General features: G+C 59.5%; 29 protein-coding genes and 1 tRNA gene. 16 read left to right on the top strand and 14 right to left on the bottom strand.

Features of this window, described 5'->3' with window-relative positions; translation table 11 throughout:
* The first annotated feature begins 14 nt into the window (after nucleotides 1-14).
* Nucleotides 15-1748 (top strand): L,D-transpeptidase family protein, encoded by a 1734-nt coding sequence (locus tag ACZ89E_RS12240; protein WP_476255742.1) that lies wholly within the window; start codon nucleotides 15-17, stop codon nucleotides 1746-1748.
* A 27-nt stretch (nucleotides 1749-1775) separates the two neighbouring features.
* Entirely contained in the window at nucleotides 1776-2297 is a 522-nt protein-coding gene (locus tag ACZ89E_RS12235; RefSeq protein ID WP_476255741.1) for a P-loop nucleotide/nucleoside kinase family protein, read from the top strand.
* On the opposite strand, the gene ACZ89E_RS12230 is transcribed toward ACZ89E_RS12235, so the two are convergent.
* Nucleotides 2281-3024 (bottom strand): anti-sigma factor family protein, encoded by a 744-nt coding sequence (locus ACZ89E_RS12230; RefSeq protein ID WP_476255740.1) that lies wholly within the window; start codon nucleotides 3022-3024, stop codon nucleotides 2281-2283. The genes ACZ89E_RS12235 and ACZ89E_RS12230 overlap by 17 nt on opposite strands.
* Nucleotides 3017-3529 carry a sigma-70 family RNA polymerase sigma factor gene (locus ACZ89E_RS12225; RefSeq protein ID WP_476255739.1) on the bottom strand — a complete coding sequence of 171 codons (513 nt, stop codon included), beginning with the start codon at nucleotides 3527-3529 and terminating at the stop codon, nucleotides 3017-3019. Before ACZ89E_RS12225 ends, ACZ89E_RS12230 begins: the two co-directional genes overlap by 8 nt.
* 154 nt (nucleotides 3530-3683) lie before the next feature.
* On the opposite strand from ACZ89E_RS12225, the gene ACZ89E_RS12220 reads away from it, so the two are divergent.
* Nucleotides 3684-4652 carry a metallophosphoesterase family protein gene (locus ACZ89E_RS12220; protein ID WP_149658934.1) on the top strand — a complete coding sequence of 323 codons (969 nt, stop codon included), beginning with the start codon at nucleotides 3684-3686 and terminating at the stop codon, nucleotides 4650-4652.
* A gap of 14 nt (nucleotides 4653-4666) precedes the next feature.
* Nucleotides 4667-4975: a cupredoxin domain-containing protein gene (locus ACZ89E_RS12215; RefSeq protein ID WP_149658933.1), complete on the top strand. Its 309-nt coding sequence runs from the start codon at nucleotides 4667-4669 to the stop codon at nucleotides 4973-4975.
* Nucleotides 4976-5028: 53 nt separating this feature from the next.
* Here ACZ89E_RS12215 and ACZ89E_RS12210 read toward each other — a convergent pair whose 3' ends face one another.
* A complete protein-coding gene (locus ACZ89E_RS12210) occupies nucleotides 5029-5511 on the bottom strand; it encodes a hypothetical protein (protein ID WP_149658932.1) in 483 nt (160 codons plus the stop codon).
* 147 nt (nucleotides 5512-5658) lie between these two features.
* Between ACZ89E_RS12210 and ACZ89E_RS12205 the strand changes: the two genes are divergently transcribed.
* The 4 genes from ACZ89E_RS12205 (at nucleotide 5659) to ACZ89E_RS12190 (ending at nucleotide 8258) form a co-directional block, all read left to right on the top strand.
* Nucleotides 5659-6324 (top strand): ribonuclease T2, encoded by a 666-nt coding sequence (locus ACZ89E_RS12205; protein ID WP_476255738.1) that lies wholly within the window; start codon nucleotides 5659-5661, stop codon nucleotides 6322-6324.
* Nucleotides 6325-6496: 172 nt separating this feature from the next.
* Nucleotides 6497-6994, top strand: a complete 498-nt coding sequence (locus ACZ89E_RS12200; protein ID WP_169370699.1) for a PAAR domain-containing protein — start codon at nucleotides 6497-6499, stop codon at nucleotides 6992-6994.
* A gap of 3 nt (nucleotides 6995-6997) precedes the next feature.
* Complete coding sequence (locus ACZ89E_RS12195; RefSeq protein ID WP_476255737.1) at nucleotides 6998-7726, top strand: alpha/beta fold hydrolase; 729 nt, start codon at nucleotides 6998-7000, stop codon at nucleotides 7724-7726.
* Between the two features lies 1 nt (nucleotide 7727).
* A complete protein-coding gene (locus tag ACZ89E_RS12190) occupies nucleotides 7728-8258 on the top strand; it encodes a hypothetical protein (protein ID WP_476255736.1) in 531 nt (176 codons plus the stop codon).
* A gap of 20 nt (nucleotides 8259-8278) precedes the next feature.
* On the opposite strand, the gene ACZ89E_RS12185 is transcribed toward ACZ89E_RS12190, so the two are convergent.
* Nucleotides 8279-9130 (bottom strand): LysR substrate-binding domain-containing protein, encoded by an 852-nt coding sequence (locus ACZ89E_RS12185; RefSeq protein WP_476255735.1) that lies wholly within the window; start codon nucleotides 9128-9130, stop codon nucleotides 8279-8281.
* A 108-nt stretch (nucleotides 9131-9238) separates the two neighbouring features.
* Between ACZ89E_RS12185 and ACZ89E_RS12180 the strand changes: the two genes are divergently transcribed.
* Entirely contained in the window at nucleotides 9239-9943 is a 705-nt protein-coding gene (locus ACZ89E_RS12180; protein WP_476255734.1) for a haloacid dehalogenase type II, read from the top strand.
* Between the two features lie 17 nt (nucleotides 9944-9960).
* On the top strand, nucleotides 9961-10728 hold the full coding sequence (locus ACZ89E_RS12175; RefSeq protein ID WP_476255733.1) for an aldolase: 768 nt from the start codon (nucleotides 9961-9963) through the stop codon (nucleotides 10726-10728).
* A gap of 62 nt (nucleotides 10729-10790) precedes the next feature.
* Here ACZ89E_RS12175 and ACZ89E_RS12170 read toward each other — a convergent pair whose 3' ends face one another.
* The gene (locus tag ACZ89E_RS12170; protein WP_476255732.1) at nucleotides 10791-11432 is read right to left on the bottom strand and encodes an HAD family hydrolase; all 642 of its coding nucleotides are present in this window, start codon (nucleotides 11430-11432) and stop codon (nucleotides 10791-10793) included.
* 156 nt (nucleotides 11433-11588) lie between these two features.
* Between ACZ89E_RS12170 and ACZ89E_RS12165 the strand changes: the two genes are divergently transcribed.
* Entirely contained in the window at nucleotides 11589-13157 is a 1569-nt protein-coding gene (locus ACZ89E_RS12165) for a sensor domain-containing diguanylate cyclase (RefSeq protein ID WP_149658924.1), read from the top strand.
* A 59-nt stretch (nucleotides 13158-13216) separates the two neighbouring features.
* On the opposite strand, the gene ACZ89E_RS12160 is transcribed toward ACZ89E_RS12165, so the two are convergent.
* The 3 genes from ACZ89E_RS12160 to ACZ89E_RS12150 form a co-directional block, all read right to left on the bottom strand.
* Complete coding sequence (locus tag ACZ89E_RS12160; RefSeq protein ID WP_463260035.1) at nucleotides 13217-13531, bottom strand: hypothetical protein; 315 nt, start codon at nucleotides 13529-13531, stop codon at nucleotides 13217-13219.
* A 119-nt stretch (nucleotides 13532-13650) separates the two neighbouring features.
* Nucleotides 13651-14175: an N-acetyltransferase family protein gene (locus tag ACZ89E_RS12155; RefSeq protein ID WP_476255731.1), complete on the bottom strand. Its 525-nt coding sequence runs from the start codon at nucleotides 14173-14175 to the stop codon at nucleotides 13651-13653.
* 41 nt (nucleotides 14176-14216) lie between these two features.
* On the bottom strand, nucleotides 14217-14792 hold the full coding sequence (locus ACZ89E_RS12150) for a GNAT family N-acetyltransferase (protein WP_476255730.1): 576 nt from the start codon (nucleotides 14790-14792) through the stop codon (nucleotides 14217-14219).
* A gap of 130 nt (nucleotides 14793-14922) precedes the next feature.
* On the opposite strand from ACZ89E_RS12150, the gene xth reads away from it, so the two are divergent.
* Together xth and ACZ89E_RS12140 are read left to right on the top strand one after the other, a co-directional pair.
* Nucleotides 14923-15717, top strand: a complete 795-nt coding sequence (gene xth, locus ACZ89E_RS12145) for an exodeoxyribonuclease III (protein ID WP_476255729.1) — start codon at nucleotides 14923-14925, stop codon at nucleotides 15715-15717.
* 111 nt (nucleotides 15718-15828) lie between these two features.
* The gene (locus tag ACZ89E_RS12140; protein ID WP_476255728.1) at nucleotides 15829-16665 is read left to right on the top strand and encodes an arylamine N-acetyltransferase family protein; all 837 of its coding nucleotides are present in this window, start codon (nucleotides 15829-15831) and stop codon (nucleotides 16663-16665) included.
* A gap of 12 nt (nucleotides 16666-16677) precedes the next feature.
* Here the strand turns inward: ACZ89E_RS12140 and ACZ89E_RS12135 are convergent, their stop codons facing one another.
* The 3 genes from ACZ89E_RS12135 to ACZ89E_RS12125 form a co-directional block, all read right to left on the bottom strand.
* On the bottom strand, nucleotides 16678-17130 hold the full coding sequence (locus ACZ89E_RS12135) for a hypothetical protein (protein WP_463260040.1): 453 nt from the start codon (nucleotides 17128-17130) through the stop codon (nucleotides 16678-16680).
* Between the two features lie 72 nt (nucleotides 17131-17202).
* Nucleotides 17203-17544 (bottom strand): BrnA antitoxin family protein, encoded by a 342-nt coding sequence (locus tag ACZ89E_RS12130; RefSeq protein WP_256672277.1) that lies wholly within the window; start codon nucleotides 17542-17544, stop codon nucleotides 17203-17205.
* A 2-nt stretch (nucleotides 17545-17546) separates the two neighbouring features.
* Nucleotides 17547-17828, bottom strand: a complete 282-nt coding sequence (locus tag ACZ89E_RS12125) for a BrnT family toxin (RefSeq protein WP_149658916.1) — start codon at nucleotides 17826-17828, stop codon at nucleotides 17547-17549.
* 255 nt (nucleotides 17829-18083) lie between these two features.
* Here ACZ89E_RS12125 and ACZ89E_RS12120 point away from each other — a divergent pair, with 255 nt between their 5' ends.
* A complete protein-coding gene (locus ACZ89E_RS12120) occupies nucleotides 18084-19601 on the top strand; it encodes a nucleobase:cation symporter-2 family protein (RefSeq protein ID WP_149658915.1) in 1518 nt (505 codons plus the stop codon).
* 158 nt (nucleotides 19602-19759) lie between these two features.
* Here the strand turns inward: ACZ89E_RS12120 and ACZ89E_RS12115 are convergent.
* Nucleotides 19760-19835, bottom strand: a tRNA-Asn gene (locus tag ACZ89E_RS12115).
* A gap of 227 nt (nucleotides 19836-20062) precedes the next feature.
* On the opposite strand from ACZ89E_RS12115, the gene ACZ89E_RS12110 reads away from it, so the two are divergent.
* Nucleotides 20063-20293, top strand: coding sequence for a hypothetical protein (locus ACZ89E_RS12110; protein WP_033061947.1), 231 nt, complete (start codon nucleotides 20063-20065; stop codon nucleotides 20291-20293).
* Here ACZ89E_RS12110 and ACZ89E_RS12105 read toward each other — a convergent pair.
* Together ACZ89E_RS12105 and ACZ89E_RS12100 are read right to left on the bottom strand one after the other, a co-directional pair.
* The gene (locus tag ACZ89E_RS12105) at nucleotides 20290-20490 is read right to left on the bottom strand and encodes a hypothetical protein (RefSeq protein WP_149658914.1); all 201 of its coding nucleotides are present in this window, start codon (nucleotides 20488-20490) and stop codon (nucleotides 20290-20292) included. The genes ACZ89E_RS12110 and ACZ89E_RS12105 overlap by 4 nt on opposite strands.
* A gap of 223 nt (nucleotides 20491-20713) precedes the next feature.
* Nucleotides 20714-21910 (bottom strand): amino acid aminotransferase, encoded by a 1197-nt coding sequence (locus tag ACZ89E_RS12100; RefSeq protein ID WP_463260044.1) that lies wholly within the window; start codon nucleotides 21908-21910, stop codon nucleotides 20714-20716.
* Nucleotides 21911-22249: 339 nt separating this feature from the next.
* Between ACZ89E_RS12100 and uvrB the strand changes: the two genes are divergently transcribed.
* Nucleotides 22250-24265: an excinuclease ABC subunit UvrB gene (gene uvrB / locus ACZ89E_RS12095; RefSeq protein WP_123403549.1), complete on the top strand. Its 2016-nt coding sequence runs from the start codon at nucleotides 22250-22252 to the stop codon at nucleotides 24263-24265.
* Nucleotides 24266-24346 lie beyond the last annotated feature (81 nt).

Genomic DNA, 24346 nt, shown 5'->3' with positions numbered 1-24346 from the left:
ATTAAGGATTATCCATGAGGCAACTATCAAGGTTATTCGTCATAAGCCGCATCTTTTTTATGGGCTTTCTGATCAGCGGCACGGCCTTCGGTGAAACTTCGCCGATTGTGGAGCAAACTTCGCCGATCAGCATGATCGAGGCGATACCCGACGATAACGTCGCCCAAGTGATACACGCGACGCTGGAGCCGATGATATCGGCGTTCCCACCGCTGCAGACCCGGCCGCGTCACCAGCGCATCGACGTCAATCGGGTGGTCCTGGATTTTTATACCCATCGGCAATTCCGTGCGGCCTGGACAAATCCCGACGATGTCACGCAGCTGTTGAAAAACCTCAACGACACGCAAGTCGATGGCTTGGAGCCAACAGATTTTCGTGGCGATGATTTGGCCATGGCTCAGGCATCGATGCAGAACACGACGCCCACACCGGAACAGCAAGCAGCCTTCGATCTCGCGGCCACCCGCACTTACCTCACGGCATTGCTGCAGTTGCGTCGGGGCAAGGTTGATCCGGCGCGTCTGGACATGCATTGGAACTTCGATATTTCCGGCGCTGATCCCCGGGACGACGTGAATAAGTTCTTCATCGCACTGGATACGCATGATGTGGCCAGTGCCTTCGCGCAAGCGCCACCGCAAGAGGCGGTATATGTCGGTTTGCGGCAAGCCTTGGCGCAGTTGCGCACGATTCGTGACAGAGGCGGTTGGCCTAAAGTGTCCGAAGGGCAATCGCTCAAGCCGGGGATGGACGGCCCCGCTGTTGCGCAGTTGCGCGCGCGGTTGGCGGCAGGCGGTTATCTGGACTCCCGACACAGTAAAAATAATGACTACGACGATGCCGTGATGGCCGCCGTGAAGAAGTACCAGACCGAGCAATACCTGGGCGCGGATGGCGTGGCCGGGGCGGCGACCCTTGCTGCGTTGAACGTGCCGGTGCAGGCGCGTATCGATCAGGTGCGGGTCAATATGGAGCGGGCGCGCTGGCTGCTTTATAAGCTGCAAGGCACGTTCGTTATTGTCGATATTGCCGGTTATAAAGTGGCGCTGTACCGCGACGGCCAGCCGATCTGGCGCTCCCGGGTGCAGGTCGGTAAACCGTTTCGCAGTACGCCGATCTTTCAGGCCGAGATTACTTACGTCACGTTCAACCCCACCTGGACCGTACCGCCGACGATTCTGAAAGAAGACATGTTGCCGAAAATTCTCAGTAACCCGAACTACCTCAGCGCCAACCGCATCCGTCCGCTGGATCGGGAAGGCAACATGCTCGATCCGTCGACGATCGACTGGAGTAATCCACGGGGTATCACCTTGCGCCAGGACGCGGGGCCGGAAAACTCCCTGGGCCAGGTGGTCATCCGCTTCCCCAATGACTACGCGATTTACCTGCACGACACGCCCCACCGCGAGCTGTTTGCGAAGAACGTCCGGGCCACCAGTTCGGGCTGTATCCGCGTGGAAAACCCGCTGCAGTTGGTGGAGTTGCTGTTCAACGACCCAGTGCGCTGGAACAGCGCCGGGATTCAAAAGCAACTGGCCAATGGCAAGACCGAAAACATCCGCTTGCCGGTAAAAGTGCCGGTGCTGCTGGCGTACTGGACGGTGGACATGGGCAGCAATGGCCGGGTGGCGTTTAAACCGGATGTGTATGGCTACGACAGTCCGGTGTTGAAGGCACTCAATTCACCCGGGAAGTTGCCGGCGCTGGATTTGCAGGCGGCGGCGGGGCTGGGCCGGCTATAAACTCCATTGGATATTCAAGGACAACCCATGCTCATCGTTTTCAGCGGGCTCCCGGGCACTGGCAAAACGACCATTGCTAAAAGCCTGGCAAGCCGGTTGGGTGCGCTGTACTTGCGGATCGATTCGATAGAACAGGCGATTCGAGACGCTGATGTGCTCGCGAGTGATGTCGGTTGCAGCGGCTATCTGGTTGCCAATGCGCTGGCGCTGACCAACCTCGACATCGGCAGCCGTGTCGTTGTCGATTGTGTTAACCCCGTGCAGGAAAGTCGCGATGCCTGGCGTGAAACGGCCCGTCGGGCGCAAGCATCGTTGATCGATATCGAAGTTATTTGCTCTGACCGGGAGGAACATCGGCGGCGGGTAGAGACGCGCCAGATCGATGTTCCTGGTCTGAAAGCACCCGATTGGCAATCGGTGTTGGATCATGACTATGAGCCGTGGAGCTGCGCGCCGTTCGGTATTGATACCGCGCGAATGCCGGTCGATGAAGCGGTAGCCGAGATCATTCAGCAATTTTCGTTGAGCCCGCTCAGGCGCCATTCCTGAGCAACTGCCCCAACGCCTCCAACTCTCCTTTCTCCACATCCGAAACCATCACAAACCGCATGTGATTCTCTTCCCACGACACCACGTTAAAACCTCGAATCGACCGCGTCTGCGGCGGTTTATCCGCCTCCGTCGTCGGCAGGATAAACACGTTGATAATGTGTTTAGCCCGCCCATAGCTCAGCGCCGCAGTGGTCTGGTGTTGCAGATAATCCAGCCGCCCACCCAACAACGGAAACCCCTGCGCCGCGTAATCGAATACCGGTGGCGAGAAGTCGAGTTTGCCGGTGAACCAGGGCTTCACGGTGTGCCGGTCGGACGAAACTACATCGTTTAAATGTTCGCCCATCAGCGAGCGGACATGGCTGGAAACTGCTTCGTCCATCAACGGTTGTTCGCTGCCAGGCGTCGCCACATAAAGCGTCACCGCCAAGGCCAGTGCCGCTGCTGAAAACGCAGGCGCGAACCAGTTTCGCCAGCGTTCGATCATGCTGATCCTGGGCGCAACAGGGGCAAACACACTGGCCGTCAACGACGCCGGCGCCGAGTAATACGGTGCATGCCGCTTCACGCTGACCATCAGCAATCGCGCCTCATCCAGCAACCGCACACACTCGGCGCACGAGGCCAGATGCCCGGCCACTTTCGCCGTCATTGCCGAATCAAGTTCCTTGTCCAGATAACCCTGTATCAGCGTCTGGCAAGCCGTGCAGTCGAGTTCATTCATGATCGTGCAACTTTAATAGTTCGAGTTTGAGCATGGCGCGAGCGCGGGCCAGCCTCGACATGACAGTGCCGATGGGGATGTCGGCTACCAGGGCGATGTCCTTGTAGGGCATGTCTTCGAGTTCCTTCAGAATGATGACCTCGCGAAACGCCGGGGGCAGGGCACTCAGGGCTTGCTGGATCAGCGCCGAGTTTTCCGTGTGGATGGCCAGCAGTTCCGGGGTTTGGCCGTGACTCAACGCGGTGTCGTCTTCGGGGAGTTCATCGCCGATGGCGACCCAGTGGTGGCCAGCCGAAGCCTTGAGCCAGGTGTAGCTTTCGTTGCGCACGATGGTCAGGAACCAGGCCTTGGCGTTGCCATCGGCGAAGCGGTGCAGGAACCGAAAAGCCCGCAGCGCACTTTCCTGCACCACATCGCGCGCGGCGCTGTCGTTGCCGGTGAGCCAGCGCGCGAGGTTGTACGCCGCGTCCATGTGGGGCGCAAACAGTTCCTCAAATCGCTTCATAGTGGTTTCCGCACTTTCCCACCCCTGTAACTGTGAGGCGCCGGGTTTTATTCCCGAAAAAAAACATATTTTTCGACGTGGAATAAAGATCGGTCCCACAAGGTTGTACCTCGTGTCAGCTACATCACTGTAGTCCGCCAGCGAGGGCATACCGATGGACATTCAAGCAAAACATCAACGCCGCACCGACGGTCCACTGAGCGTCGACCGTCGAACGCTGCTCAAGTGCTCGGCGTGGGCCGGGGCCGGTGTGCTCTGGGCCTTGAGCGGCGGCATTCCGCGAGCCTTTGCACTGGACAGCTCCGGCAATGTCAGCGACCCCAAGGCGTTGGCCAGTACCTTCCACTTTGTGCAGATCAGCGACTCGCACATCGGCTTCAACAAGGAGGCCAACCCGGAACCGGTGAAGACCTTGCAGGTGGCCATCGACAAGGTCATCGCGCTGCCAAAACGGCCGTCGCTGATCCTGCACACCGGCGACATCACCCACCTGTCCAAGGCCGAAGAATTCGACACCGCCGCACAACTGCTCAAGGGCCTGCCGTCGACGATTCATTACGTACCGGGCGAGCACGACACCCTCGACGAGGGCGGCGGCAAGCTCTACCTGGAGCGCTACGGCAAGGGCACCAAAGGCAATGGCTGGTACAGCTTCGACGACCACGGCGTGCATTTCATCGGGTTGGTCAACGTCTTCAATTTCCAGGCCGGGCGAGAAGCGAACCTCGGCGCCGATCAACTGGCCTGGCTGGCCGATGACTTGCGCGCCGTGAGCACCAGCACGCCGATCGTGGTGTTTACCCATATTCCGTTGTGGACGATTTATCAGCCGTGGGGCTGGGGCACCGAAGATGGCGACCAGGCGATTGCGATGTTGCGCAAGTACGGTTCGGTGACGGTGCTGAACGGGCATATCCATCAGGTGATCCAGAAGGTCGAAGGCAACATCACCTTCCACACCGCTCGCGGTACGGCTTATCCACAACCCGCGCCGGGTGCGGCGCCATCACCGGGGCCGATGACGGTGGCGGCGGATCAACTGCGCAATTACCTGGGCCTTACCGATGTGCGTGCGACACAGGGCGAGCATCCGCTGGCGCTGATTGATTCAACTTTGGTTTAGGGGAGGGTGCTCAGATGAAAACGCGACTGTTGGCCGTGGTCTGCCTGCTGCTGTCGATGCCGGTGTGGGCACAGGACGTGAAAATCGATATCAAGGAATTCATGTTCGGCCCCAAGGATTTGACCGTGGCCGTCGGCACCAAAGTGACGTGGGTGAACGACGACCAGATCCCGCACACCGTGGCGGAAACCCACAAGGCGTTTCGCTCGGGCGCGCTGGATACCAATGACAGCTTTTCCTGGGTGTTCAACACGCCGGGGGAGTTCGAGTATTTCTGCGCACTGCATCCGCAGATGATCGGCAAGATTGTGGTCAGCCAATAAAAAGCCAGGCGCGGGAACCGGTGTGAGCGAGCAAGCTCGCTCGCACCAAGGATTTATAGCTCCAGGCCTTCCTGCACCACCGACAGCAGATTGACCTCTGTCAGTGCCACGGCATCCGGCTGTTGCCCGGACTGCTCGATCGATTGCAGCCACCACTGCGTTTCGCCGTGTTCGCTGACGGTGCGCAGCAGCGGAATCTCTTTGCCCTTGAGGTGGATCTCGACCCGGCCTGCACCGTCAGCGGTGAAGCGCACGATCGGCACGAAGGTGATGTTGTGGTGGTTGCCGTCGATCAGCAATTGGTCGATGGCGTAGGCGTAAGTCGCACCCTCAGGGTGGCGTTCGAACACATGGGTCGGGTTGCGGCGGATGCTCAGGCCAGCCTCAAGCAATGGCTTCAGCCACGTTTCGATCTGGTGATACATTGCGTAAACCTCGCCCGGCCAACTGTCGATTGCCTGATCGGTGCCGGTGGTCGCATCAGCGGCGTGTCGGGTTTCTTTCAGTTTTGCGGCGAGCTCGTCTGCCTTACTCATTTCGATTCCCTGTCGTGATGTAAGTGTGATCGTAGCCCCTTCAAGGTAATGCACGTTTTGCCCTGCGTCATGCGCTTGCAACACAATCGTGACAAAACCATCCCTTGGCCGATATCCGGCCAGGCACGATCCCCAAGGAGTGGGTATATGAAGAAGCTTTACGCAGTCATCGCTATCCTGGCGATAACGTTCGGCAACATCGGCCTGAGCAGCGCTCGGCAATCGCAGCAAGGCAAGGCCCCGGTCGAGTCAGTGGCGAGGGTGTTCGATTACTACTTGCTGACGCTGTCCTGGTCGCCAACGTTCTGCCTGACTCACAAAGACGACGCGCAATGTTCCGGCAAAGGCTATGGCTTCGTGCTCCACGGCCTCTGGCCGCAATATGCCAAGGGCGGCTGGCCGGAGTCGTGCCCACCCGTGGTGGCGCTGTCACCGGCCGAGCGGACGCAAGGACTGACGTTGTTCCCGACCCCCAAATTGCTCGAACACGAGTGGGCCAAGCATGGCACCTGCAGTGGCCTGGGCGCCAAGGGTTATCTGGACGCGGCGGACAAAGCCGTCGGCGCGGTGAAGATCCCGGAGCAATTGCAACCCTTCAGCAGCACTCATTACTTCCAGGCCCAGGAAATCGCGAACCTGTTCCGCCAGAGCAATCCCGGGATTGCAGCGGATGGCATCGCGGTGATCTGCAATGGCCCCGAGTTGTCGGAAGTGCGGGTGTGCATGGGCAAGGACCTGGGGTTCGGCGCATGTGGGAAAGGCGTGAAGACCTCGTGTCGTGATGGGGATATTCGGGTGCCGCCGTCGCGCTGAATCGCTCGGTTAAAACGCTGAAACTGTGGGCGCGGGCAAGCCCGCTCCCACAGGGCTTGCAGCGGTTCGAGTTTTTGAGGGTTCCAGAACCCGGCATTTGATCAAATCCGCCACATCCCTCATCCTTGCGCGCTTCAATGGATTGCCAGAAAAGCCTGCAAGGAGCTTTAGCATGAGCGGAAAACCCGCCGCCCGCCTCACCGACCCCACCGCCTGCCCGCTGCCGGGACACGGCACGAACCCCATCGCCAGCGGTTCGCCCAACGTCAATTTCGATGGCCTCGCTGCGGCGCGCATGACCGACAAATCGGCCTGTGGCAGCCCGATCACCGGGGGCGTCTCAGCCACCGTATTCATCAACGGCTTGAACGCCGCAACCCTCGACAGCGTGGGGGCTCACGGCAATGTGGTCATTGGCGGATCGGGCACGGTGATCATTGGCGACACCGTCGTCACGGCGCCATTTACTGGGCTATTGCCGATGCCGGTCAACTTCACCGATAAGTTGAAGCTGGTGAACGCGACGACCGGCGAACCGATGCCGAACCACCCGTACATGATTTTGCGTGCGGATGGCCGGCAGGAGCACGGGGTGTCTGATGCGGCGGGGTTCACCCACGCGATCAGCTCGCATCTGCCTGAAAGCATCAAGTTGTTTTTGGAGGAGTGAGGCATGAGTGGTGGAACGGTTACTTGTGCGAAAGGTGTTACTTATAAGCAACAAGGCGAATTTACGCTGACGGATAAGAAGGACGTCAGTGAGAAGAGGGTGCCGATTGAGAGTACCAAGGTAATTGTCTTTTTTGTGGGTGGGGCGGGAGATAAGGAGAAATACTATTTTTCCGGAACGTTTGGAAACGCCCAAGATGCCCAGACTGCATTCGATCCACGAACGCTATGCTTGAAAGAACTAGGTCAGTATCGTTCCGAATGGTTAGGGTATAACGAAGTCAGGGGTAAAAAGGACATTCAGAAATTCGTACTGGATGTTATTCCCTATAAGTCGTGCCCTGTATATATCGTGGGGCATAGTTTGGGCGGGTGGAATGGTGCGCATTTATCCAAAATAATGTCTGATTGGGGGTACAAGATAAAAATGTTGATCACCCTCGACCCAGTGGGTGAAGGCGCATTGGTCTGGCTAGGTTCGGATATCTACCGGGAGACGCCCACCCCGGTAGCTGAGCAATGGATAAATGTAAAAGCAATGCCTACGAAGAAGGATCAGTCTGACTCGGTTGCAGAATTTGGTGAGAAATGGCGGGTTTCGGGTGGTCCCGCTATTAACGTCACGATGGATACCAATCATTACAATGCAGTCGCAATGCTAACTAGACCCATTGCAGGTGCGAAGTCTGCAGGTGACATCATGTACGAATCCATCATGAAAGAGTTTCCATGATATGAAAAGGATAGTGCTGGTTCTTTTGATTTTGGCCTGCGCATCATGTGCCAAAGATCATAATAAGCCTTCAGCAGATTTGGCGTTTGTATCCATTGAGCGGGAAGGAGACTTGCCTCTTTATGATGTCAGTTTCAGCGCCAGCGTTAATCTGCAGGACCTTTATGGGCAAGGCGAGGGATTGGGGCAGGCTTCAACTAAGCTTATCTGCGCGTTGGAAAATGACAGTGATTTCTCTGTCGGTAACATTATCGAACGCTCCGCTTATGGTTTGATTGAAAAAAGTGCTATCGCTCATTCCCCAGGGGCGTTCAATTATGTCACTCGCGCCTTTTTGAGCGAGACACGTAATAAAGGTACTTCCCGAAGAAATCTTTCAGTCAGCGAACTGAACTCGATGTTGGCAAATAAGGCAGATATTCCATGCAAGGTCGTCATTACGGCCTACGGTTACAAGCCTTACTACACCAATACCCTGCACATCCCCACCACCGACCTCCTACGCGAAATCAACAAACCCAAATCCAACTGAAAAAAACGGAGGCGTGATCTTCAACCCCGCGCCTCCTCACTCAACGCCCCCTTCAAAAATTCAACCAAGGCCCGCTGCATCCCGGTCAACGTGCCCTCGCGACTGACCAACGCCAATTCCGATGCCGGCAATTCAGGCAAATCGGTACACACCGTGTGCTCCGGCAACACCGCCGACTCCGGCAACACAGAAATCCCCAACCCCGAAGCCACCGCCGCTTGAATCCCGGTCAAGCTATGACTGCCAAAAGCCACACGCCAGGGCCGTTGGGCCACATCCAGCAATCGGGTCGCCCGCTGCCGGTAAATACAACCCTGGGGAAACAGCGCCAACGGCAACACTCCGTTAGCCGAGTCGACCCCCGCACCTTTGACCCACACCAGCACTTCCGGCCAGGACGCCCAGCACGGCCCGCTGTCGGGTTCGCGTTTGATCAGGGCGATGTCGATGTCACCGGCGTCGAGTTTCTGCTTGAGGTCCAGGCTCATGCCGCTGATGGTTTCCAGCCGTGCGTGGGGCCTGGCCTGGCTGAAACCGGCGAGGAGTATGGCCATGCGCCGGGCGTCGAAGTCTTCCGGCACGCCGAGGCGCAGGATCTGCAGATCGACGTCGCTGGCCAGGGCCTGTACCGCCTCCGAAGACAGTGCGAGCAAGCGCCGGGCATAGCCGATCAGGCGTTCGCCATGTTCGGTGACTGTGACGTTTTGCCCGGTGCGGTCGCGAATCAGCAGCGGATGCCCGATCAGCTCTTCGAGTTTGCGCAACTGCTGGCTGACCGTGGACTGGGTCCGGTGCACGCGTTCGGCGGCGCGGGTGAAGCTGCCTTCGTCGACCACGCAGACGAAGCTTTTGAGCAATTCAAGATCGAGCATGGCGGCCTCCTGGTTATTCGATTATCAACTGAGATGGCGGTATAGATTTAATTTCACACTATCACCATGCGCTCATAAGCTGAAGCTCTCATCTCAGAGGAAACGCTCATGACGCTGCAGCACACCCCGCGCCCCAAATGGCTGACCTTCGATTGCTACGGCACGCTGATTCAGTGGGATGAAGGCCTGAAAGCTGTGGCCGCCGACATCTTGCAGGACAAGGGCGAGCACTCGATCGACGTCGATCGCCTGATCGCGGTCTACGACCGGCATGAACATCAATTGGAGCAAACCCCGCCGCACCGTTCGTTTCGCCAATTGAGCACCCTCGGCTTGCAGCGGGCCCTGGAGGAGTTGGGGCTGGCGAGCCTGCCCGAAGACAGTCAGCGCCTGGCCGGGGCGATTCCACGGATGTCGCCGTTTCCCGAGGTGGTCCAGACCCTGGCACGGCTCAAGGCCATGGGCTTCAAGCTGTGCATCGTGTCCAACACCGATGACGACATCATCGCCGGTAACGTCGCGCAACTCGGCGGGCACATCGATCGGGTCATCACCGCGCAACAGGCCGGTGCCTACAAGCCCAATCCACGGTTGTTTGACTACGCTCATCAACAGTTGGGCGTGCGACGTGACCAAGTGGTGCATATCTGCGCCAGCCCGATGCTCGACCACACCGCCGCCCGGGACATGCAGTTTCGTTGCGTGTGGATCGATCGCGGCACCGGTCGGCAATTACTGCCGGACTATCGGCCGGACGCCATCCTCAACACCCTGGACCAGGTCGTTCCCTTGTTCACCTCCCTTGGCTGGTAACACATGGAGTCTTCGCTATGGCACACACCCTTGCAGGCAGTTCTCGCCTCGCGCGCTATGCCGATCTGAACCTGGATTCGGAGGCCGCCATCATTGCCCGCACGGAATTGGCGGCGTGCTTTCAACTGGCGGCGCTGCACGGTTTGGAGGAGGGCATCTGCAACCACTTTTCGGCCATGGTGCCGGGGCGCGATGATCTGTTTTTCGTGAACCCTTACGGTTATGCGTTCGCCGAGGTCAACGCGGAAAACCTGCTGGTCTGTGACTTCCACGGCAATGTCGTGGCGGGTGACGGGCAGCCAGAGGCGACCGCGTTCTACATCCATGCCCGGCTGCATAAACAGCTGCCACGGGTCAAAGTGGCGTTCCACACGCACATGCCCAACGCCACCGCCTTGTGCTTGCTGCAAGGCCCGCCGCTGCTGTGGCTGGGGCAGACGGCATTGAAGTTTTACGGGCGCACGGCGGTGGATGAGGACTACAACGGCCTGGCCTTGGACAAGTCCGAAGGCGATCGGATTGCCAGTGTTCTGGGCGCTGCCGATGTCCTGTTTTTGAAGAATCACGGGGTAATCGTTTGTGGGCCGACCATCGCCGAGGCCTGGGACGATCTGTATTACCTGGAACGGGCCGCCCAGGTGCAGTTGCTGGCGATGGCGACACGGCGCGAGTTAAAGCCTGTGCCCCATGACATTGCCCAGCGGGCGTATGAGCAGATGCGTTTGGGGGATGCCGAAAGTGCCCGTGCGCATTTGCACAGTGCGATGCGGCGGTTGGCCGGGTGAGTTTTTTTGTGGCGGTCGACAGGCCCTCATCGCGGGCGAACTCGCGATGAGGTTTCCGCCATTCAGCCTGCTCGAACCGGCAGCCCCAACGCCAGCAGATCCTCACGCAACTGCGCCGGGTTAACGAACTGAACCCCGTGAAGCCCCACCCGCTGTGCCCCTTCAATATTCGGCTGGTGATCATCAATGAACACCGCACGACTCATATCAACGTCATAGCGTGATGCGAGTAGCTGGAAGATTTCCGGTGACGGTTTGATCACGCCCTCGACGCCCGACACCAGAATTCCTTCGAAGCGCTGCAAGAATTCAAAACGCTCAAGGGCAATCGGGAAGGTTTCAGCGGACCAGTTGGTCAGCGCCAGCAGGCGGATGCCGTTGGCATGCAGTTCATCGAGGATGGCGACGGTGTCTTCGATGGCACCGTCGAGGGTTTCTTCCCAGCGTTCGTGGTAGGCGCGGATCAATGCTTCCTGGGTCGGATGCCGGGTGATGGCTTCCTCGATTGCTGCCTGCCAGGTCCGGCCCCGGTCCTGTTGTTCGTTCCAGGCGGTGTGGCAGACCTCGGCCAGGAAGGTTTCCATGGCCTCTACGTCGTCACCGAACAACTTTTTGTAAAGGTTTCTGGGGTTCCAGCGGATAAGTACATTGCCGAGATCGAACACGGCGGTATTGAAGGCGACCGGGTGAGACTGAGTGCTCATGTTTTCCTCCGTGGATAGACCTGCAGGGCAGGTGCTGAAGCCTTTCATCCTAGCAGATAGGGTTTTCCCATTGGCCCCGGACAACCCCATCGACTAAGCTCACAAAAAATAAGGGTTTTGGGCCTTTGCCCACGCCGTGCCCTCCAGGAAGCCCCTTTGCCTATCCCCATTCACGACTCGCATCACGCTCCCGGCGCACTGAAACGTTTGCCTCTGCTCAAGGCTTCGGCGTTTTTCATCGCGGCGGTGTGCCTGTGCCTGTGTGGTTTGCTGTACCTGCAATTGGAGCAATCACGGCGCCACGACCTGGCACTGGCCGAAGTCGCGTCGTCGAACCTCACGCGGGCCATGGCGCAGCAGGCCGAAGATACGTTCATGAAGGCCGATCTGGTGCTGACCAGCCTGGCGGACTGGATACAGATGGACGGCTATGACGCCTCCCAGCTGCCGCATCTGCAGAAAACTTTCGCCAGTCGGGTTCAGGCGCTGCATCAATTGCACGGGATTTTCCTGTTCGACCAGCAGGGGCAGTGGGTCATTACCTCGTTCTCTGACCTGCCTCGCGGCTCCGGGGTGTCGGATCGCGAGTACTTCAAGTTCCACCAGCAGAACGTCTCGTCCCTGGCGCACATTGGCCCGGCGATCCGCAGTCGCGAGAACGGCGAGTGGATCATTCCGGTGTCCAAGCGGGTCAATGACAAGAACGGTAACTTCCAGGGCGTGCTGCTGGCCGGCATCAAAATGGCGTACTTCGATCAGTTCTTCAAAAGCTTCAGCATCGATGACCAGGGCGCGATGTTTCTGGCGCTCACGGACGGCACGCTATTGGCGCGGCGGCCATTCATCGAATCGCAGATCGGCACGTCGGTGGCCCAGGGCGCGATTTTCCAGAAGCACTTGCCCAACGCCAACGCGGGCAACGCGATGATCAACTCGGTGGTCGACAGCACGGTTCGCTTGTATGGCTACCGGCAGTTGGAGGCGTATCCGCTGGTGGTGTCGGCGGCGTCCTCGAAAGACGCGATTCTCAAGGACTGGTACGCCACGGCGTTTCAATCCAGCGTCATTGTGGCTTTGGTGGTGCTGGGCGTGGGGCTGTTCGGCTGGGTGTTCATTCATCAGGTGCGTGATGGGGGGCGGATCGAGGCCGATCTGCGCGCGGCCCAGGAAGCGCTGGAGCTGATCGCGACCCACGACAGCCTGACCGGCCTGGCCAACCGGCGCCTGTTCGAGCGGGCGCTGGACATCGAGTTCGGGCGCGGCGCCCGGCAGGCGAGCCCGCTGAGTCTGGTGATGCTCGATATCGATTTCTTCAAGCGCTACAACGACACTTATGGCCATGTGGCGGGGGATCATTGCCTGGCCGAAGTGGCGCGAGCGCTAAAGACCTGTTGCCATCGCAAGGCCGATCTGGCGGTGCGCTACGGCGGCGAAGAGTTTGCGGTCTTACTGCCGGACACTGACATTCACGGCGCGATGGTGATTGCCGAGCAAATTCGCCGCAGCGTCATGGACAAAAACATCACCCACAGCGATTCGCCCACCGGTTACGTAACGGTCAGCCTGGGCTGCTATTCGTTCGTGCCCACCGGACGGGACAGCATCGAAGTGTTTATCCAGCGGGCTGACGCGGCGTTGTACCAAGCCAAACACTCAGGGCGGAACCGTTCGGCAGTGCTGTCCATGGAGGGGGGCGTGGAAGCCTTGCTGCGTTCGGATCGTTGATGAGGTGAACAGGCAGGCCCTGACCCCAGACGTCGAAATCAGAAGCTGCCTTTACGCGTTCAGCTGCCTGTCCCACCACCGGCACCGCCCGTGCCGCCGCCAGCCGCACCGGTGCCACCGCCCGCGCCAGAGCCACTGGTGCCGCCATTGCTGCCATTGACGCCCGAGCCCGTGCTCGATGAACCGGAACCACTGCTGCCCGAACCGTTGGCGCCTGATGGCGCACCGGGGGTGCTGTTGGGCGGCAGCGTCGAACCACTGACGCCGCCGGACTGGGTGCCCGTGCCATCAGCGGCATCGTTGGCGGCATAGGCCACAGAGGCGGTGCACAGCAAACCGGCCAGCAGCAGCGAGGTGATTTTTGTCGTGATCATGGTACGTCTCCAGAATTGAGTCGTTACCTGATATGGGTCCCAGGGCGGCACGGTTGGTGCCGGTTGGATGACGAATGGTTGGTTTTCAGTGGAGCAGAACTCGCGTTGGCGTTACCTCTTCAGCCCTGCACGAGTTGTTTCTGCAACAGCCGGTTTTCATAGGCATTGCCGCCGAATTCGTAATGAGTGATGCCCACTTCTTCATAGCCTTGAGCCTGGTAAAACCCTCGGGCGCGATGGTTTTCAACCCAGGCAGACAACCACAGGAAGGGGGGGCCGGCCTCACGGGTCAGCGCTTCGGCGTGCTGGAGCAACGCTTGCCCGATCCCTTGTCGATGCGCATGGCGTTGCACGTACAAGCGAACCAGTTCCGTTCCCGCCGATAGCCCGGGCATTGGCCCCTTCGCGTGGGCGACGATCTCGGCGAAACCCTGGAGATGGCCATCGCGTTCGGCCAGCACGAATCGAGTCGCCGGATCATTCAGGCGCGTTTCGAAACGTGCCGGTGCGTAGACCGTGAGGGCTTCTTGCGCGAGGTCGGCGCGCATGCCGTCGGTGGCGTAGGTGTCGAGGAACACCTGAGTGGCGAGGCCGCTGATGCACAGGGCGTCAGCGGGTTGGCCGAGGCGGTAGTGGAGAGGCATGGGGACGACTTCCTTTTCGTTTGTGAAGATCCAATGTGGCGTTAGCGAGAAAGTTGTTTTTCCAGGTTTTGCCGAACCTGCGGCCACTCATCATCAATGATGCTGAACCGCACCGAATTGCGCTTGCGTCCGTCCGGCATGATTCGCTCGTGGCGCACGATGCCTTCCTGCTGCGCGCCCAGCCTGAGGATCGCGTTGCGTGATGCCTGGTTATTTTCGTCAGTGGTGAATTGCACCCGCACGCAATCGAGCGTTTCGAAGGCATGGCGCAGCATCAGGAATTTGGCTTCGGTGTTGACGAAGGTTTTCTGCCAACTGGCGCTGATCCAGCTGCTGCCGATTTCCAGCTTGCGGTTGAGCCGGTCGACTTTCCAGAACCGGGTCGAGCCAATGACGTTGCCCGTGTCTTTGAGCACGATGACGAACGGCAGGACGCTACCGGCATCGCGGCCATCGAGGGCTCTTTTCAGGTAGCTGTCGACGGTGGTCGAGGAGGGCACCACGGTGACGCTCAGGTTCCACAGTTCGCCGTCTTCGGCCGCGCGCACCAGCGCCTCGGCATCGGCATATTGCAGGGGGCGCAGGATGATTCTGTTGCCTTCGAGGGGGGTGTCCATGACGTCGATATTCTCGGCAGATCAGGCGGGGCATAGGGCGCCTATTACGCCGCACATTGCTTTGCCGGCGCAACCACCAGAACCGACTGCTGTCACACCCTAGACACCTCTTCACCAGGAGCCGTGGCCGATGAAGCCTTTGCGAATCGCGACGTTCAATGTCAACGGCCTGCGGGCCCGTTTGCCGAATCTGCTGGCCTGGCTGGCACGAGAGCAACCGGACATCGTCTGCCTGCAAGAGCTCAAGTCCCTCGACAGCGCGTTCCCGGCCGCGGAGCTGGAGGCGGTCGGCTATGGCGCGATCTGGCAGGGTCAGTCCTCGTGGAACGGCGTCGCGATCCTGGCCCGGGATGCACAGCCATTGGAGAGTCGTCGCGGTTTGCCCGGTGATGACGCCGACACCCAGAGCCGCTACCTGGAAGCGGCGGTTCACGGGGTTCTGGTGGGGTGTCTGTACTTGCCCAACGGCAACCCGCAACCGGGGCCGAAGTTCGATTACAAACTGGCCTGGTTCGAGCGGCTGATCAACTACGCACAAGCCCTTCAAGCCAGTGACCACCCGGTGGTGCTGGCCGGCGACTACAACGTGGTGCCCACCGACCTGGACATCTACAACCCGCGCTCCTGGCTCAAGGATGCGCTGCTGCAACCCGAGAGTCGCGAGTGTTATCAGCGGCTGCTGGACCAGGGCTGGACCGATTCCCTGCGGCACCTTTACCCGGAAGATCGCCTGTACACGTTCTGGGATTATTTCCGACAGCACTGGCAGAAAAACTCCGGGTTGCGTATCGATCATCTGCTGCTGAACCCGGCGCTGAGTCCCTATCTGCAAGAGGCCGGCGTCGATGCCTGGGTGCGCAACGAGCCCCATGCCAGCGACCATGCGCCAACGTGGATTCGGCTGGGGGCGCGCAAGCGGCGGTGATTCTGCGCGGGTGGCGATTGGCGAAATCTATTGTCGGTCAAACCGGGTTATCCCTTATAAATGGCGCCCATCGGCGCAGTGACCTGCGGCCCCGTGCATAAGGATTGAGCAATGAGCGAGCCCCGCCTGACGAATCTGGATCTGTATCTGCAACGCCTGGGTTACAGCGCTGCCCCGGCGCCCACCCTGGACGCCCTGCGGCAACTTCAGCTGCGGCATACCGGCGCGTTCCCGTTCGAAAACCTCACCACGTTATCGGGCGAACCGGTCCTGATCGACTTGCCGTCCGTGGAGCAGAAAATCCTCCATCAAGGGCGCGGTGGCTACTGTTATGAACTGAACAACAGCTTCCTGGCCCTGCTTCAGGCGCTGGGTTTTGAGGCTCGCGGCATCAGCGGTCGGGTGGTGATGGGGCAGCCGGAAGGCGCCTGGACCGCTCGCACTCACCGCTTGAGCCTGGTGACCCTGGACGGCTTGCGCTACATCAGTGATGTCGGCTTCGGCGGCATGGTGCCCACCGCACCGCTGATGCTCGATTCCTGCGCCGAACAGCCCACGCCTCACGAGGCTTATCGCATTGAACACCATGAAGATGGCTACACCCTTCGCGCGAAGGTCGCGGATGAGTGGCGGGCGATGTACATCTTCGATCTGCAGCGTCAGGAGGACATCGATTACGCCGTCGGCAACTGGTATGTCTCGACCTATCCGGACTCGTCTTTCGCCAAGCAATTGATGGTGGCGCGGACCGGGGAAGGCTGGCGGCGGACGCTGAACAACGGCAGTTTTGCAATCCATCGGATCGGCAGCGAGAGCGAACGGCGCCAGGTGACGGATGTCGATGAATTGCTGGGGCTGCTGGAAAGCGAATTCGGGCTTCGGGTGCCGGTGAATGCGCGGTTGAGGCAGGTGCTTGAGCGCTTGATTGAGCCCGCCGAACAGGGCTGATCCACGCTCGTCCTAACGAATATCGCGCCGCCATTGCCCGCGCTTGGCATTAAAGCGCCTGCACGCGAGCCCCAGTCGTGGATAGATCCAGGGCACGCCGTAGGGACGAATGGTGAAATAGAACCGGTAATCGGGGTAGTCGTGGAAGGTCGCGTAGAAATGCGCATCATCCAGCCAGAAGACCTCGTTGAGTAAAAACGAGTTGTACATCTGGCCGACGGTGCGTTCGCTCAGCACTGTTTTAAGGTCTTTGCTGATCAGTACAAAACAAACAGCCTCTTCGAAGGGACAGTCGAAGTCGGTTACCAGCAGATAACCGGCTGCCGTTTCGTATTGGCGCAATAGATTGAAGCCCGAGATCGCCAACGACGAGACACTGCCATCGATGATGACGAGGGTTTTCTTCGGCCAGTCTTCATAGGGGCCGTGATGCTGCACCAGGGCGAATCGCTCAATCACATTCATGGCTATGGTTCTGCATGGGGTTCGACGCTAGCGCCGTGGTTCCGTTGCTCCGAAGAACGACAGCGTTGTTGCCTAGGGGCGGACATCCGGTTCCATCACCCGACGGATTTCGCTGAGCGCGTCTGCGAGTTTCTTCTCGAGGCTTTTCAGGTCGGTGGCGGTCACGCCTGTTTTGAGGTGGCCTGTCGTGGCGCTACCGTGTTGAGCGGACTTCGCGACTTGCCCAATGTCGCTGAGCAACGCCTGACGCAACGTGTTGTTGATCACCGTCTGATAGCCAAACCCCTCGTTCTCCGCGAGCGCGCGAGCCGCCTCGATCACGGCGTCGTCCAGCATGATGGTAATGCGGGTCTTGCCTTTGCTGGAGGCAACCGCCCCGCGCTTGGCCTTACTGAAGTCGTACTCGTCTTTCATGGTCATGCCTCCTTGTATTGGCGACGCTCGTTTTTGGTCGCGGCGCGCGCCGAAATGATTCGAACGACATTCGGATCGCGCCAGGTGTAGGCCACCACCAGAACACGACCCTTGGCGTCCTGCCCCACGATAATCCAGCGCTGCTCGTCGTGATCGCGGTCTTGTAGGGTCAAGGCGCGCTCGTCGTCGAACACTGGCTCGGTTTCTGCAAGGCTGATGCCTCGGTGCTTGAGTTTGTTGGCTGCATTTTTTGCTTTGTCGTACTGAATTTCGAATGGCTTCATTATGCATACTTTATATGTATAAAAAAGAGGGCCTCCGTGCCGGCGGTCGCCATGAACGAAAAAGATTAGCGGGAGAAAGGAGGAGGGCCGGGATGGATGTATTGCAAGGTTTTAGAGGGATGGGATGCGCAGTGCGACGGTCTGGATGAACAGATGTCCATAATCTGACCGATCAGTTGTATACAACTCTATAGACATTTGTCCTGAGTCTTGCATACAGTGTGCGCATAACAAAAACCAGGGAACCCCCCAACCATGAAAACGCCCCATGTTTCACACCAACGGCCTGAAGACGAAAATCTCGGGATCGGCGCGAATATGGCTTACGGCCTGCAACACGTTCTGACCATGTACGGCGGCATCGTCGCGGTGCCCTTGATCATCGGCCAGGCGGCCGGGCTCTCGCCGGCGGACATCGGTTTGTTGATTGCTGCTTCATTGTTTGCGGGGGGCTTGGCGACATTGCTGCAGACCCTCGGGTTACCGTTTTTCGGTTGTCAGTTGCCGCTGGTGCAGGGCGTGTCGTTTTCCGGCGTCGCGACCATGGTGGCGATTGTCAGCAGCGGCGGGGAGGGTGGCTTCCAGTCGATCCTGGGGGCGGTGATTGCCGCGTCGTTGATCGGGTTGCTGATCACCCCGGTGTTTTCGCGAATCACCAAATTCTTCCCGCCGCTGGTCACCGGCATCGTCATCACCACCATCGGCCTGACGCTGATGCCAGTGGCTGCGCGCTGGGCCATGGGCGGCAACAGCCATGCCCCGGACTTCGGCAGCATGGCCAATATCGGTCTGGCGGCCGTGACCCTGGTGCTGGTGCTACTGCTGAGCAAGATTGGCAGCGCGACCATTTCCCGCCTGTCGATCCTGCTGGCCATGGTCATCGGCACAGTGATCGCGGTGTTCCTCGGCATGGCGGACTTCTCCTCCGTGACCCAAGGCCCGATGTTCGGCTTCCCGACCCCGTTTCACTTCGGCATGCCGACCTTCCACTTCGCTGCGATCCTGTCCATGTGCATCGTGATCATGGTGACCCTGGTGGAGACCTCGGCGGACATCCTGGCGGTGGGCGAAATCATTGGCACCAAGGTCGATTCCAAACGCCTGGGCAATGGCCTGCGGGCTGACATGCTGTCGAGCATGATCGCGCCGATCTTCGGTTCCTTCACCCAAAGCGCCTTTGCCCAGAACGTCGGGCTGGTGGCGGTGACCGGGATCAAGAGCCGCTTCGTGGTCGCCACCGGCGGCATCTTCCTGGTGATCCTCGGCCTGCTGCCGTTCATGGGCCGGGTGATTGCGGCGGTGCCGACGTCAGTCCTTGGCGGCGCCGGCATCGTGCTGTTCGGCACCGTGGCGGCCAGCGGCATTCGTACGCTGTCCAAGGTCGACTACCGCAACAACGTCAACCTGATCATCGTCGCCACCTCCATCGGCTTCGGCATGATCCCCATCGCCGCACCGAACTTCTACGACCACTTCCCGAGCTGGTTCGCGACGATCTTCCACTCCGGCATCAGCTCCTCGGCGATCATGGCCATCGTGCTGAACCTGACCTTCAACCACTTCACCACCGGCAACTCGGATCAACAGTCGGTGTTCGCGGCCGGCACCGAACGCGTCCTGCGCTACCAGGACCTGGCGGCATTGCGCGAAGGCGATTACTTCAGCGAAGGCAAACTGCATGACTGCGACGGCAAGGAGATCCCGGTGGTCGAGGCGGAGCATGGGCATGCAGAGCCGCGGGCGGCACATGCGAAAAGTGGGGAACATGTTTGACGTTAGTCGTTCGCTAAAAGGGCTGTAGATCAAAAGATCGCAGCCTTCGGCAGCTCGCGCCTGTGGGCGCTGCCGAAGGCTGCGATCTTTTGACTTTATGGCCACCCACAAAAAAGCCCCTGAACCTTTCGATTCAGGGGCTTTTCGGTACTTCTGTCTGGCTCCACGACCTGGACTCGAACCAGGGACCCAGTGATTAACAGTCACTTGCTCTACCAACTGAGCTATCGCGGAATGGCGTGTATGTTACTGATTCAAAAAGAGAAGTCAAGCATCCATTGCTAACTTGACGGATTCTATGGCGCCAACGGTGTTTTAACGCTCATTGGCGGTTACCAGAACCGTAGCAGAGGTCTACCATAGCCGCCCGGAAGTGGTGACACGCGCTACCGGCCATTCGCCGAAAAGGTAAGCGCCATGAATCATCCAGTACTCACATCGCCAAACAACGGGGTGTTCGCATGAGCATCGCCCAGATCAGCTTGCCCAAGGGTGTCGGCCCTCACGCCGAGAAACTGTTCGACGCGATCACTCAGGCCAGCACCGCTGACGAATTGAACCGTGCCGGTGGCAAGGCTGAAGGTTTCGTCCTGGGGCTGGAAAGCGCCAAGGCGATCAAGAGCCAGGTCGCCGAGTCGCTTTACGTCGCCTATGACGACGCCGCCAGCCAGCGCGCGACCGAACTGGCTTAACCGCCGAAGGTAAAGGTGCCGAGCATCAGCTTGGCATACAGCACTGTAGCGCCCAGTTGCACCAGCCACAGGGCCAGGCCGCCGAGAAACACACCGGCCGCCACTTGCAGCACCAGGTTGTTACCGCGTTTGGCCGGGGTGCGGGGCACGAAATGGTCCAGCTCGTCCCGGTCAGCGCGTAGGTCATCGTTTTTCATGTGGGTTCTCGTCAGAATTCCAGGGTGTGCCTAAACCCTGTAGGAGCGAGGCTTGCCCGCGAAGCTTTTAGCGCCAGTGATGACGCCTTCGCGGGCAAGCCTCGCTCCTACAAGTGCATAATTGTGTGCAGTTTAAAGGGCGCAGATAGCGCTTTGACACTTATCTGCGACAAATAAAAAACGGGAAGCCCATCGGCTTCCCGTTTTTCGTACCGCGCGAGACTCAGATCACCGCGACGATGGCCTTGGTCACCGCATCGATGTTGCTCTGGTTCAGTGCAGCTACACAGATGCGGCCGGTGTCCAGGGCGTAGATACCGAACTCGCTACGCAGACGGGTGACTTGCTCAACCGTCAGGCCGGAGTAGGAGAACATGCCGCGCTGGCGGCCGACAAAGCTGAAGTCGCGTTGTGGCGCTTGCTTGGCCAATGCTTCGACCATCTGCACGCGCATGCCGCGAATCCGCAGGCGCATTTCGGCCAATTCCTCTTCCCACTGGGCGCGCAGAACCGGACTGTTCAGCACGGCGGCGACGATGCTTGCACCGTGGGTCGGCGGGTTGGAGTAGTTGGTGCGGATCACGCGTTTGACTTGCGACAGCACGCGCGCGCTTTCTTCTTTCGATTCGCTGACGATCGACAGGGCGCCCACGCGCTCGCCGTACAGCGAGAACGATTTGGAGAACGAGCTGGAGACGAAGAAGGTCAGGCCCGACTCCGCGAACAGACGCACAGCCGCCGCGTCTTCGTCGATACCGTCGCCAAAGCCCTGGTAGGCCATGTCGAGGAACGGCACGTGACCCTTGGCTTTCACCACGTCCAGCACGTTGTTCCAGTCCGCCGGGCTCAGGTCGACGCCGGTCGGGTTGTGGCAGCAGGCGTGCAGCACAACGATCGAGCCGTTCGGCAGGGCGTTCAGGTCTTCGAGCAGGCCGGCGCGGTTAACGTCGTGGGTCGCGGCGTCGTAGTAGCGATAGTTCTGCACCGGGAAACCGGCGGTTTCGAACAATGCGCGGTGGTTTTCCCAGCTCGGGTCGCTGATCGCCACGACGGCGTTCGGCAGCAGTTGCTTGAGGAAGTCGGCACCGATTTTCAGTGCGCCAGTACCGCCAACGGCTTGAGTGGTGAGCACACGGCCGGAAGCGATCAGCGGCGAGTCATTGCCGAACAGCAGTTTTTGCACGGCCTGGTCGTAGGCGGCAATACCGTCGATGGGCAAGTAGCCACGGGAAGCGTGTTGAGCGACGCGAATCGTCTCGGCTTCGACAACGGCGCGCAGGAGTGGAATTCGCCCCTCCTCGTTGCAGTAAACACCGACCCCCAGGTTGACCTTGTTGGTACGGGTATCGGCGTTGAATGCTTCGTTGAGGCCCAGGATTGGATCGCGTGGTGCCATTTCGACAGCGGAGAACAGGCTCATTTTTGCGGCGGCTCTGAATGGAGTGTGGAGGGACGTGTCGCGCTCCAGCCGAATGCACTAGAGCGGTGCACAAACGGGGAGCTAGTATAGAGGCCATCTGCGATGGCTGGCGACAGACGATTCGGCTTTTACCGTAAGTTTTTCCGATTATTTTTCGACCGTTAGTCGATTGGCATCGTCAAAGACTTCGAGGGATGTAGGACGTTTGCCTTGAAAGCGCGGGCAATCGGCTCCACATTGAGCACAATCCAGTTTTTTCCTCGGGCGACGTACGTCGTTTGCGGTCTTTCTCGTTGCTGCGCGGTTTAACCGTACAGGCGCGAACCCAGAGGTTTTTTCATGTCTGAATTCCAGCTAGTCACCCGCTTCGAGCCCGCCGGCGATCAGCCGGAAGCCATCCGCCTGATGGTCGAGGGCATCGAAGCCGGGCTGGCGCACCAGACGTTGCTCGGTGTGACCGGCTCGGGCAAGACCTTCAGCATCGCCAACGTGATCGCCCAGGTGCAGCGCCCGACCCTGGTGCTGGCGCCGAACAAGACCCTGGCCGCGCAGTTGTACGGCGAGTTCAAGGCGTTCTTCCCCAACAACGCCGTCGAATACTTCGTTTCCTACTACGATTACTACCAGCCCGAAGCCTATGTACCGTCGTCGGACACCTTCATCGAGAAGGATGCGTCGATCAACGACCACATCGAACAGATGCGACTCTCGGCGACCAAAGCGCTGCTGGAGCGCAAGGACGCCATCATCGTCACCACGGTGTCCTGCATCTACGGTCTGGGCAGCCCGGAAACCTACCTGAAAATGGTCTTGCACGTGGATCGCGGCGACAAGCTCGATCAGCGTGCATTACTGCGCCGACTCGCCGATCTGCAATACACCCGCAACGACATGGATTTCGCCCGGGCGACCTTTCGGGTGCGCGGCGATGTGATCGATATCCACCCGGCGGAATCCGATTTCGAAGCGATCCGCATTGAGCTGTTCGACGATGAAGTGGAGAAGATTTCCGCCTTCGACCCGTTGACCGGCGAAGTCACCCGGCAATTGCCGCGCTTCACCTTCTATCCTAAAAGCCACTACGTGACGCCACGGGAAACCCTGCTCGGCGCCATCGAAGGGATCAAGGTCGAGCTTCAGGAGCGCCTGGACTACCTGCGCACCAACAACAAACTGGTGGAAGCCCAGCGTCTGGAGCAGCGCACCCGGTTTGACCTGGAGATGATCCTCGAGCTGGGTTACTGCAACGGCATCGAAAACTACTCGCGCTACCTGTCGGGTCGTGAATCCGGCCAGGCGCCACCGACCTTGTTCGACTACCTGCCGGCCGACGCCTTGCTGGTGATCGACGAATCCCACGTCAGCGTGCCGCAGGTCGGCGCGATGTATAAGGGCGACCGCTCGCGTAAAGAAACCCTGGTGGAATACGGTTTCCGCCTGCCGTCGGCGCTGGATAACCGGCCGATGCGTTTCGACGAGTTCGAAAACATCAGCCCGCAAACGATTTTTGTCTCGGCCACGCCGGGTAACTACGAGGCCGAACACGCCGGTCGCGTGGTCGAGCAACTGGTGCGCCCGACCGGTCTGGTGGACCCGCAAATCGAAATCCGTCCGGCGCTGACCCAGGTCGACGATTTGCTTTCGGAAATCGGCAAACGTGTGGCGCTGGAAGAGCGGGTGCTGGTGACCACGCTGACCAAGCGCATGTCCGAAGACTTGACCGATTACCTGGCCGACCACGGCGTGCGCGTGCGTTATCTGCACTCGGACATCGACACCGTGGAACGGGTGGAAATCATCCGCGACCTGCGCCTCGGTACCTTCGATGTGCTGGTGGGGATCAACCTGCTGCGTGAAGGCCTGGACATGCCGGAAGTGTCGCTGGTGGCGATTCTCGATGCGGACAAGGAAGGCTTCCTGCGTTCGGAGCGCTCGCTGATCCAGACCATCGGCCGAGCAGCGCGGAACCTCAATGGTCGGGCGATTTTGTACGCCGACCGCATCACCGGCTCCATGGAGCGGGCGATCGGCGAGACCGAGCGTCGTCGCGACAAGCAAATCGCTTTCAACCTGGCCAATGGCATCACGCCCAAAGGTGTGTTCAAGGACGTCGCCGACATCATGGAAGGCGCCACCGTGCCGGGCTCGCGCAGCAAGAAGCGCAAAGGCATGGCCAAGGCCGCCGAGGAAAGCGCCAAGTACGAAGCCGAATTGCGCTCGCCGGGTGAAATCGCCAAGCGCATCAAGGCGCTGGAAGAGAAGATGTACGCGTTGGCTCGCGATCTGGAGTTTGAAGCCGCGGCGCAGATGCGCGATGAGATTGGCAAATTGCGGGATCGGTTGATCACCGTTTGATATTTGCGGCGCCAGTCAGGGCCTCTTCGCGGGCAAGCCTCGCTCCTACAGGATTTGTGTCGTTCACCGCAAACCCGTAGG

It is taken from the genome of Pseudomonas sp. TE3899 (assembly GCF_056279105.1).
Note: the sequence above shows the minus strand (reverse complement) of the source record. Positions and strands in the feature narration are given on the sequence as shown.

Coding starts and splice junctions, on each gene's coding strand:
- ACZ89E_RS12225 (WP_476255739.1), bottom strand. CDS start 3,529: ATGAAGCGATTTGAGGAACTGTTTGCGCCCCACATGGACGCGGCGTAC.
- ACZ89E_RS12135 (WP_463260040.1), bottom strand. CDS start 17,130: ATGAATGTGATTGAGCGATTCGCCCTGGTGCAGCATCACGGCCCCTAT.
- ACZ89E_RS12110 (WP_033061947.1), top strand. CDS start 20,063: ATGAGCATCGCCCAGATCAGCTTGCCCAAGGGTGTCGGCCCTCACGCC.
- ACZ89E_RS12240 (WP_476255742.1), top strand. CDS start 15: ATGAGGCAACTATCAAGGTTATTCGTCATAAGCCGCATCTTTTTTATG.
- ACZ89E_RS12120 (WP_149658915.1), top strand. CDS start 18,084: ATGAAAACGCCCCATGTTTCACACCAACGGCCTGAAGACGAAAATCTC.
- ACZ89E_RS12175 (WP_476255733.1), top strand. CDS start 9,961: ATGGCACACACCCTTGCAGGCAGTTCTCGCCTCGCGCGCTATGCCGAT.
- ACZ89E_RS12195 (WP_476255737.1), top strand. CDS start 6,998: ATGAGTGGTGGAACGGTTACTTGTGCGAAAGGTGTTACTTATAAGCAA.
- ACZ89E_RS12220 (WP_149658934.1), top strand. CDS start 3,684: ATGGACATTCAAGCAAAACATCAACGCCGCACCGACGGTCCACTGAGC.
- ACZ89E_RS12140 (WP_476255728.1), top strand. CDS start 15,829: ATGAGCGAGCCCCGCCTGACGAATCTGGATCTGTATCTGCAACGCCTG.
- ACZ89E_RS12170 (WP_476255732.1), bottom strand. CDS start 11,432: ATGAGCACTCAGTCTCACCCGGTCGCCTTCAATACCGCCGTGTTCGAT.
- ACZ89E_RS12205 (WP_476255738.1), top strand. CDS start 5,659: ATGAAGAAGCTTTACGCAGTCATCGCTATCCTGGCGATAACGTTCGGC.
- ACZ89E_RS12230 (WP_476255740.1), bottom strand. CDS start 3,024: ATGAATGAACTCGACTGCACGGCTTGCCAGACGCTGATACAGGGTTAT.
- xth (WP_476255729.1), top strand. CDS start 14,923: ATGAAGCCTTTGCGAATCGCGACGTTCAATGTCAACGGCCTGCGGGCC.
- ACZ89E_RS12100 (WP_463260044.1), bottom strand. CDS start 21,910: ATGAGCCTGTTCTCCGCTGTCGAAATGGCACCACGCGATCCAATCCTG.
- uvrB (WP_123403549.1), top strand. CDS start 22,250: ATGTCTGAATTCCAGCTAGTCACCCGCTTCGAGCCCGCCGGCGATCAG.
- ACZ89E_RS12210 (WP_149658932.1), bottom strand. CDS start 5,511: ATGAGTAAGGCAGACGAGCTCGCCGCAAAACTGAAAGAAACCCGACAC.
- ACZ89E_RS12150 (WP_476255730.1), bottom strand. CDS start 14,792: ATGGACACCCCCCTCGAAGGCAACAGAATCATCCTGCGCCCCCTGCAA.
- ACZ89E_RS12215 (WP_149658933.1), top strand. CDS start 4,667: ATGAAAACGCGACTGTTGGCCGTGGTCTGCCTGCTGCTGTCGATGCCG.
- ACZ89E_RS12125 (WP_149658916.1), bottom strand. CDS start 17,828: ATGAAGCCATTCGAAATTCAGTACGACAAAGCAAAAAATGCAGCCAAC.
- ACZ89E_RS12155 (WP_476255731.1), bottom strand. CDS start 14,175: ATGCCTCTCCACTACCGCCTCGGCCAACCCGCTGACGCCCTGTGCATC.
- ACZ89E_RS12105 (WP_149658914.1), bottom strand. CDS start 20,490: ATGAAAAACGATGACCTACGCGCTGACCGGGACGAGCTGGACCATTTC.
- ACZ89E_RS12185 (WP_476255735.1), bottom strand. CDS start 9,130: ATGCTCGATCTTGAATTGCTCAAAAGCTTCGTCTGCGTGGTCGACGAA.
- ACZ89E_RS12180 (WP_476255734.1), top strand. CDS start 9,239: ATGACGCTGCAGCACACCCCGCGCCCCAAATGGCTGACCTTCGATTGC.
- ACZ89E_RS12190 (WP_476255736.1), top strand. CDS start 7,728: ATGAAAAGGATAGTGCTGGTTCTTTTGATTTTGGCCTGCGCATCATGT.
- ACZ89E_RS12130 (WP_256672277.1), bottom strand. CDS start 17,544: ATGAAAGACGAGTACGACTTCAGTAAGGCCAAGCGCGGGGCGGTTGCC.
- ACZ89E_RS12235 (WP_476255741.1), top strand. CDS start 1,776: ATGCTCATCGTTTTCAGCGGGCTCCCGGGCACTGGCAAAACGACCATT.
- ACZ89E_RS12200 (WP_169370699.1), top strand. CDS start 6,497: ATGAGCGGAAAACCCGCCGCCCGCCTCACCGACCCCACCGCCTGCCCG.
- ACZ89E_RS12160 (WP_463260035.1), bottom strand. CDS start 13,531: ATGATCACGACAAAAATCACCTCGCTGCTGCTGGCCGGTTTGCTGTGC.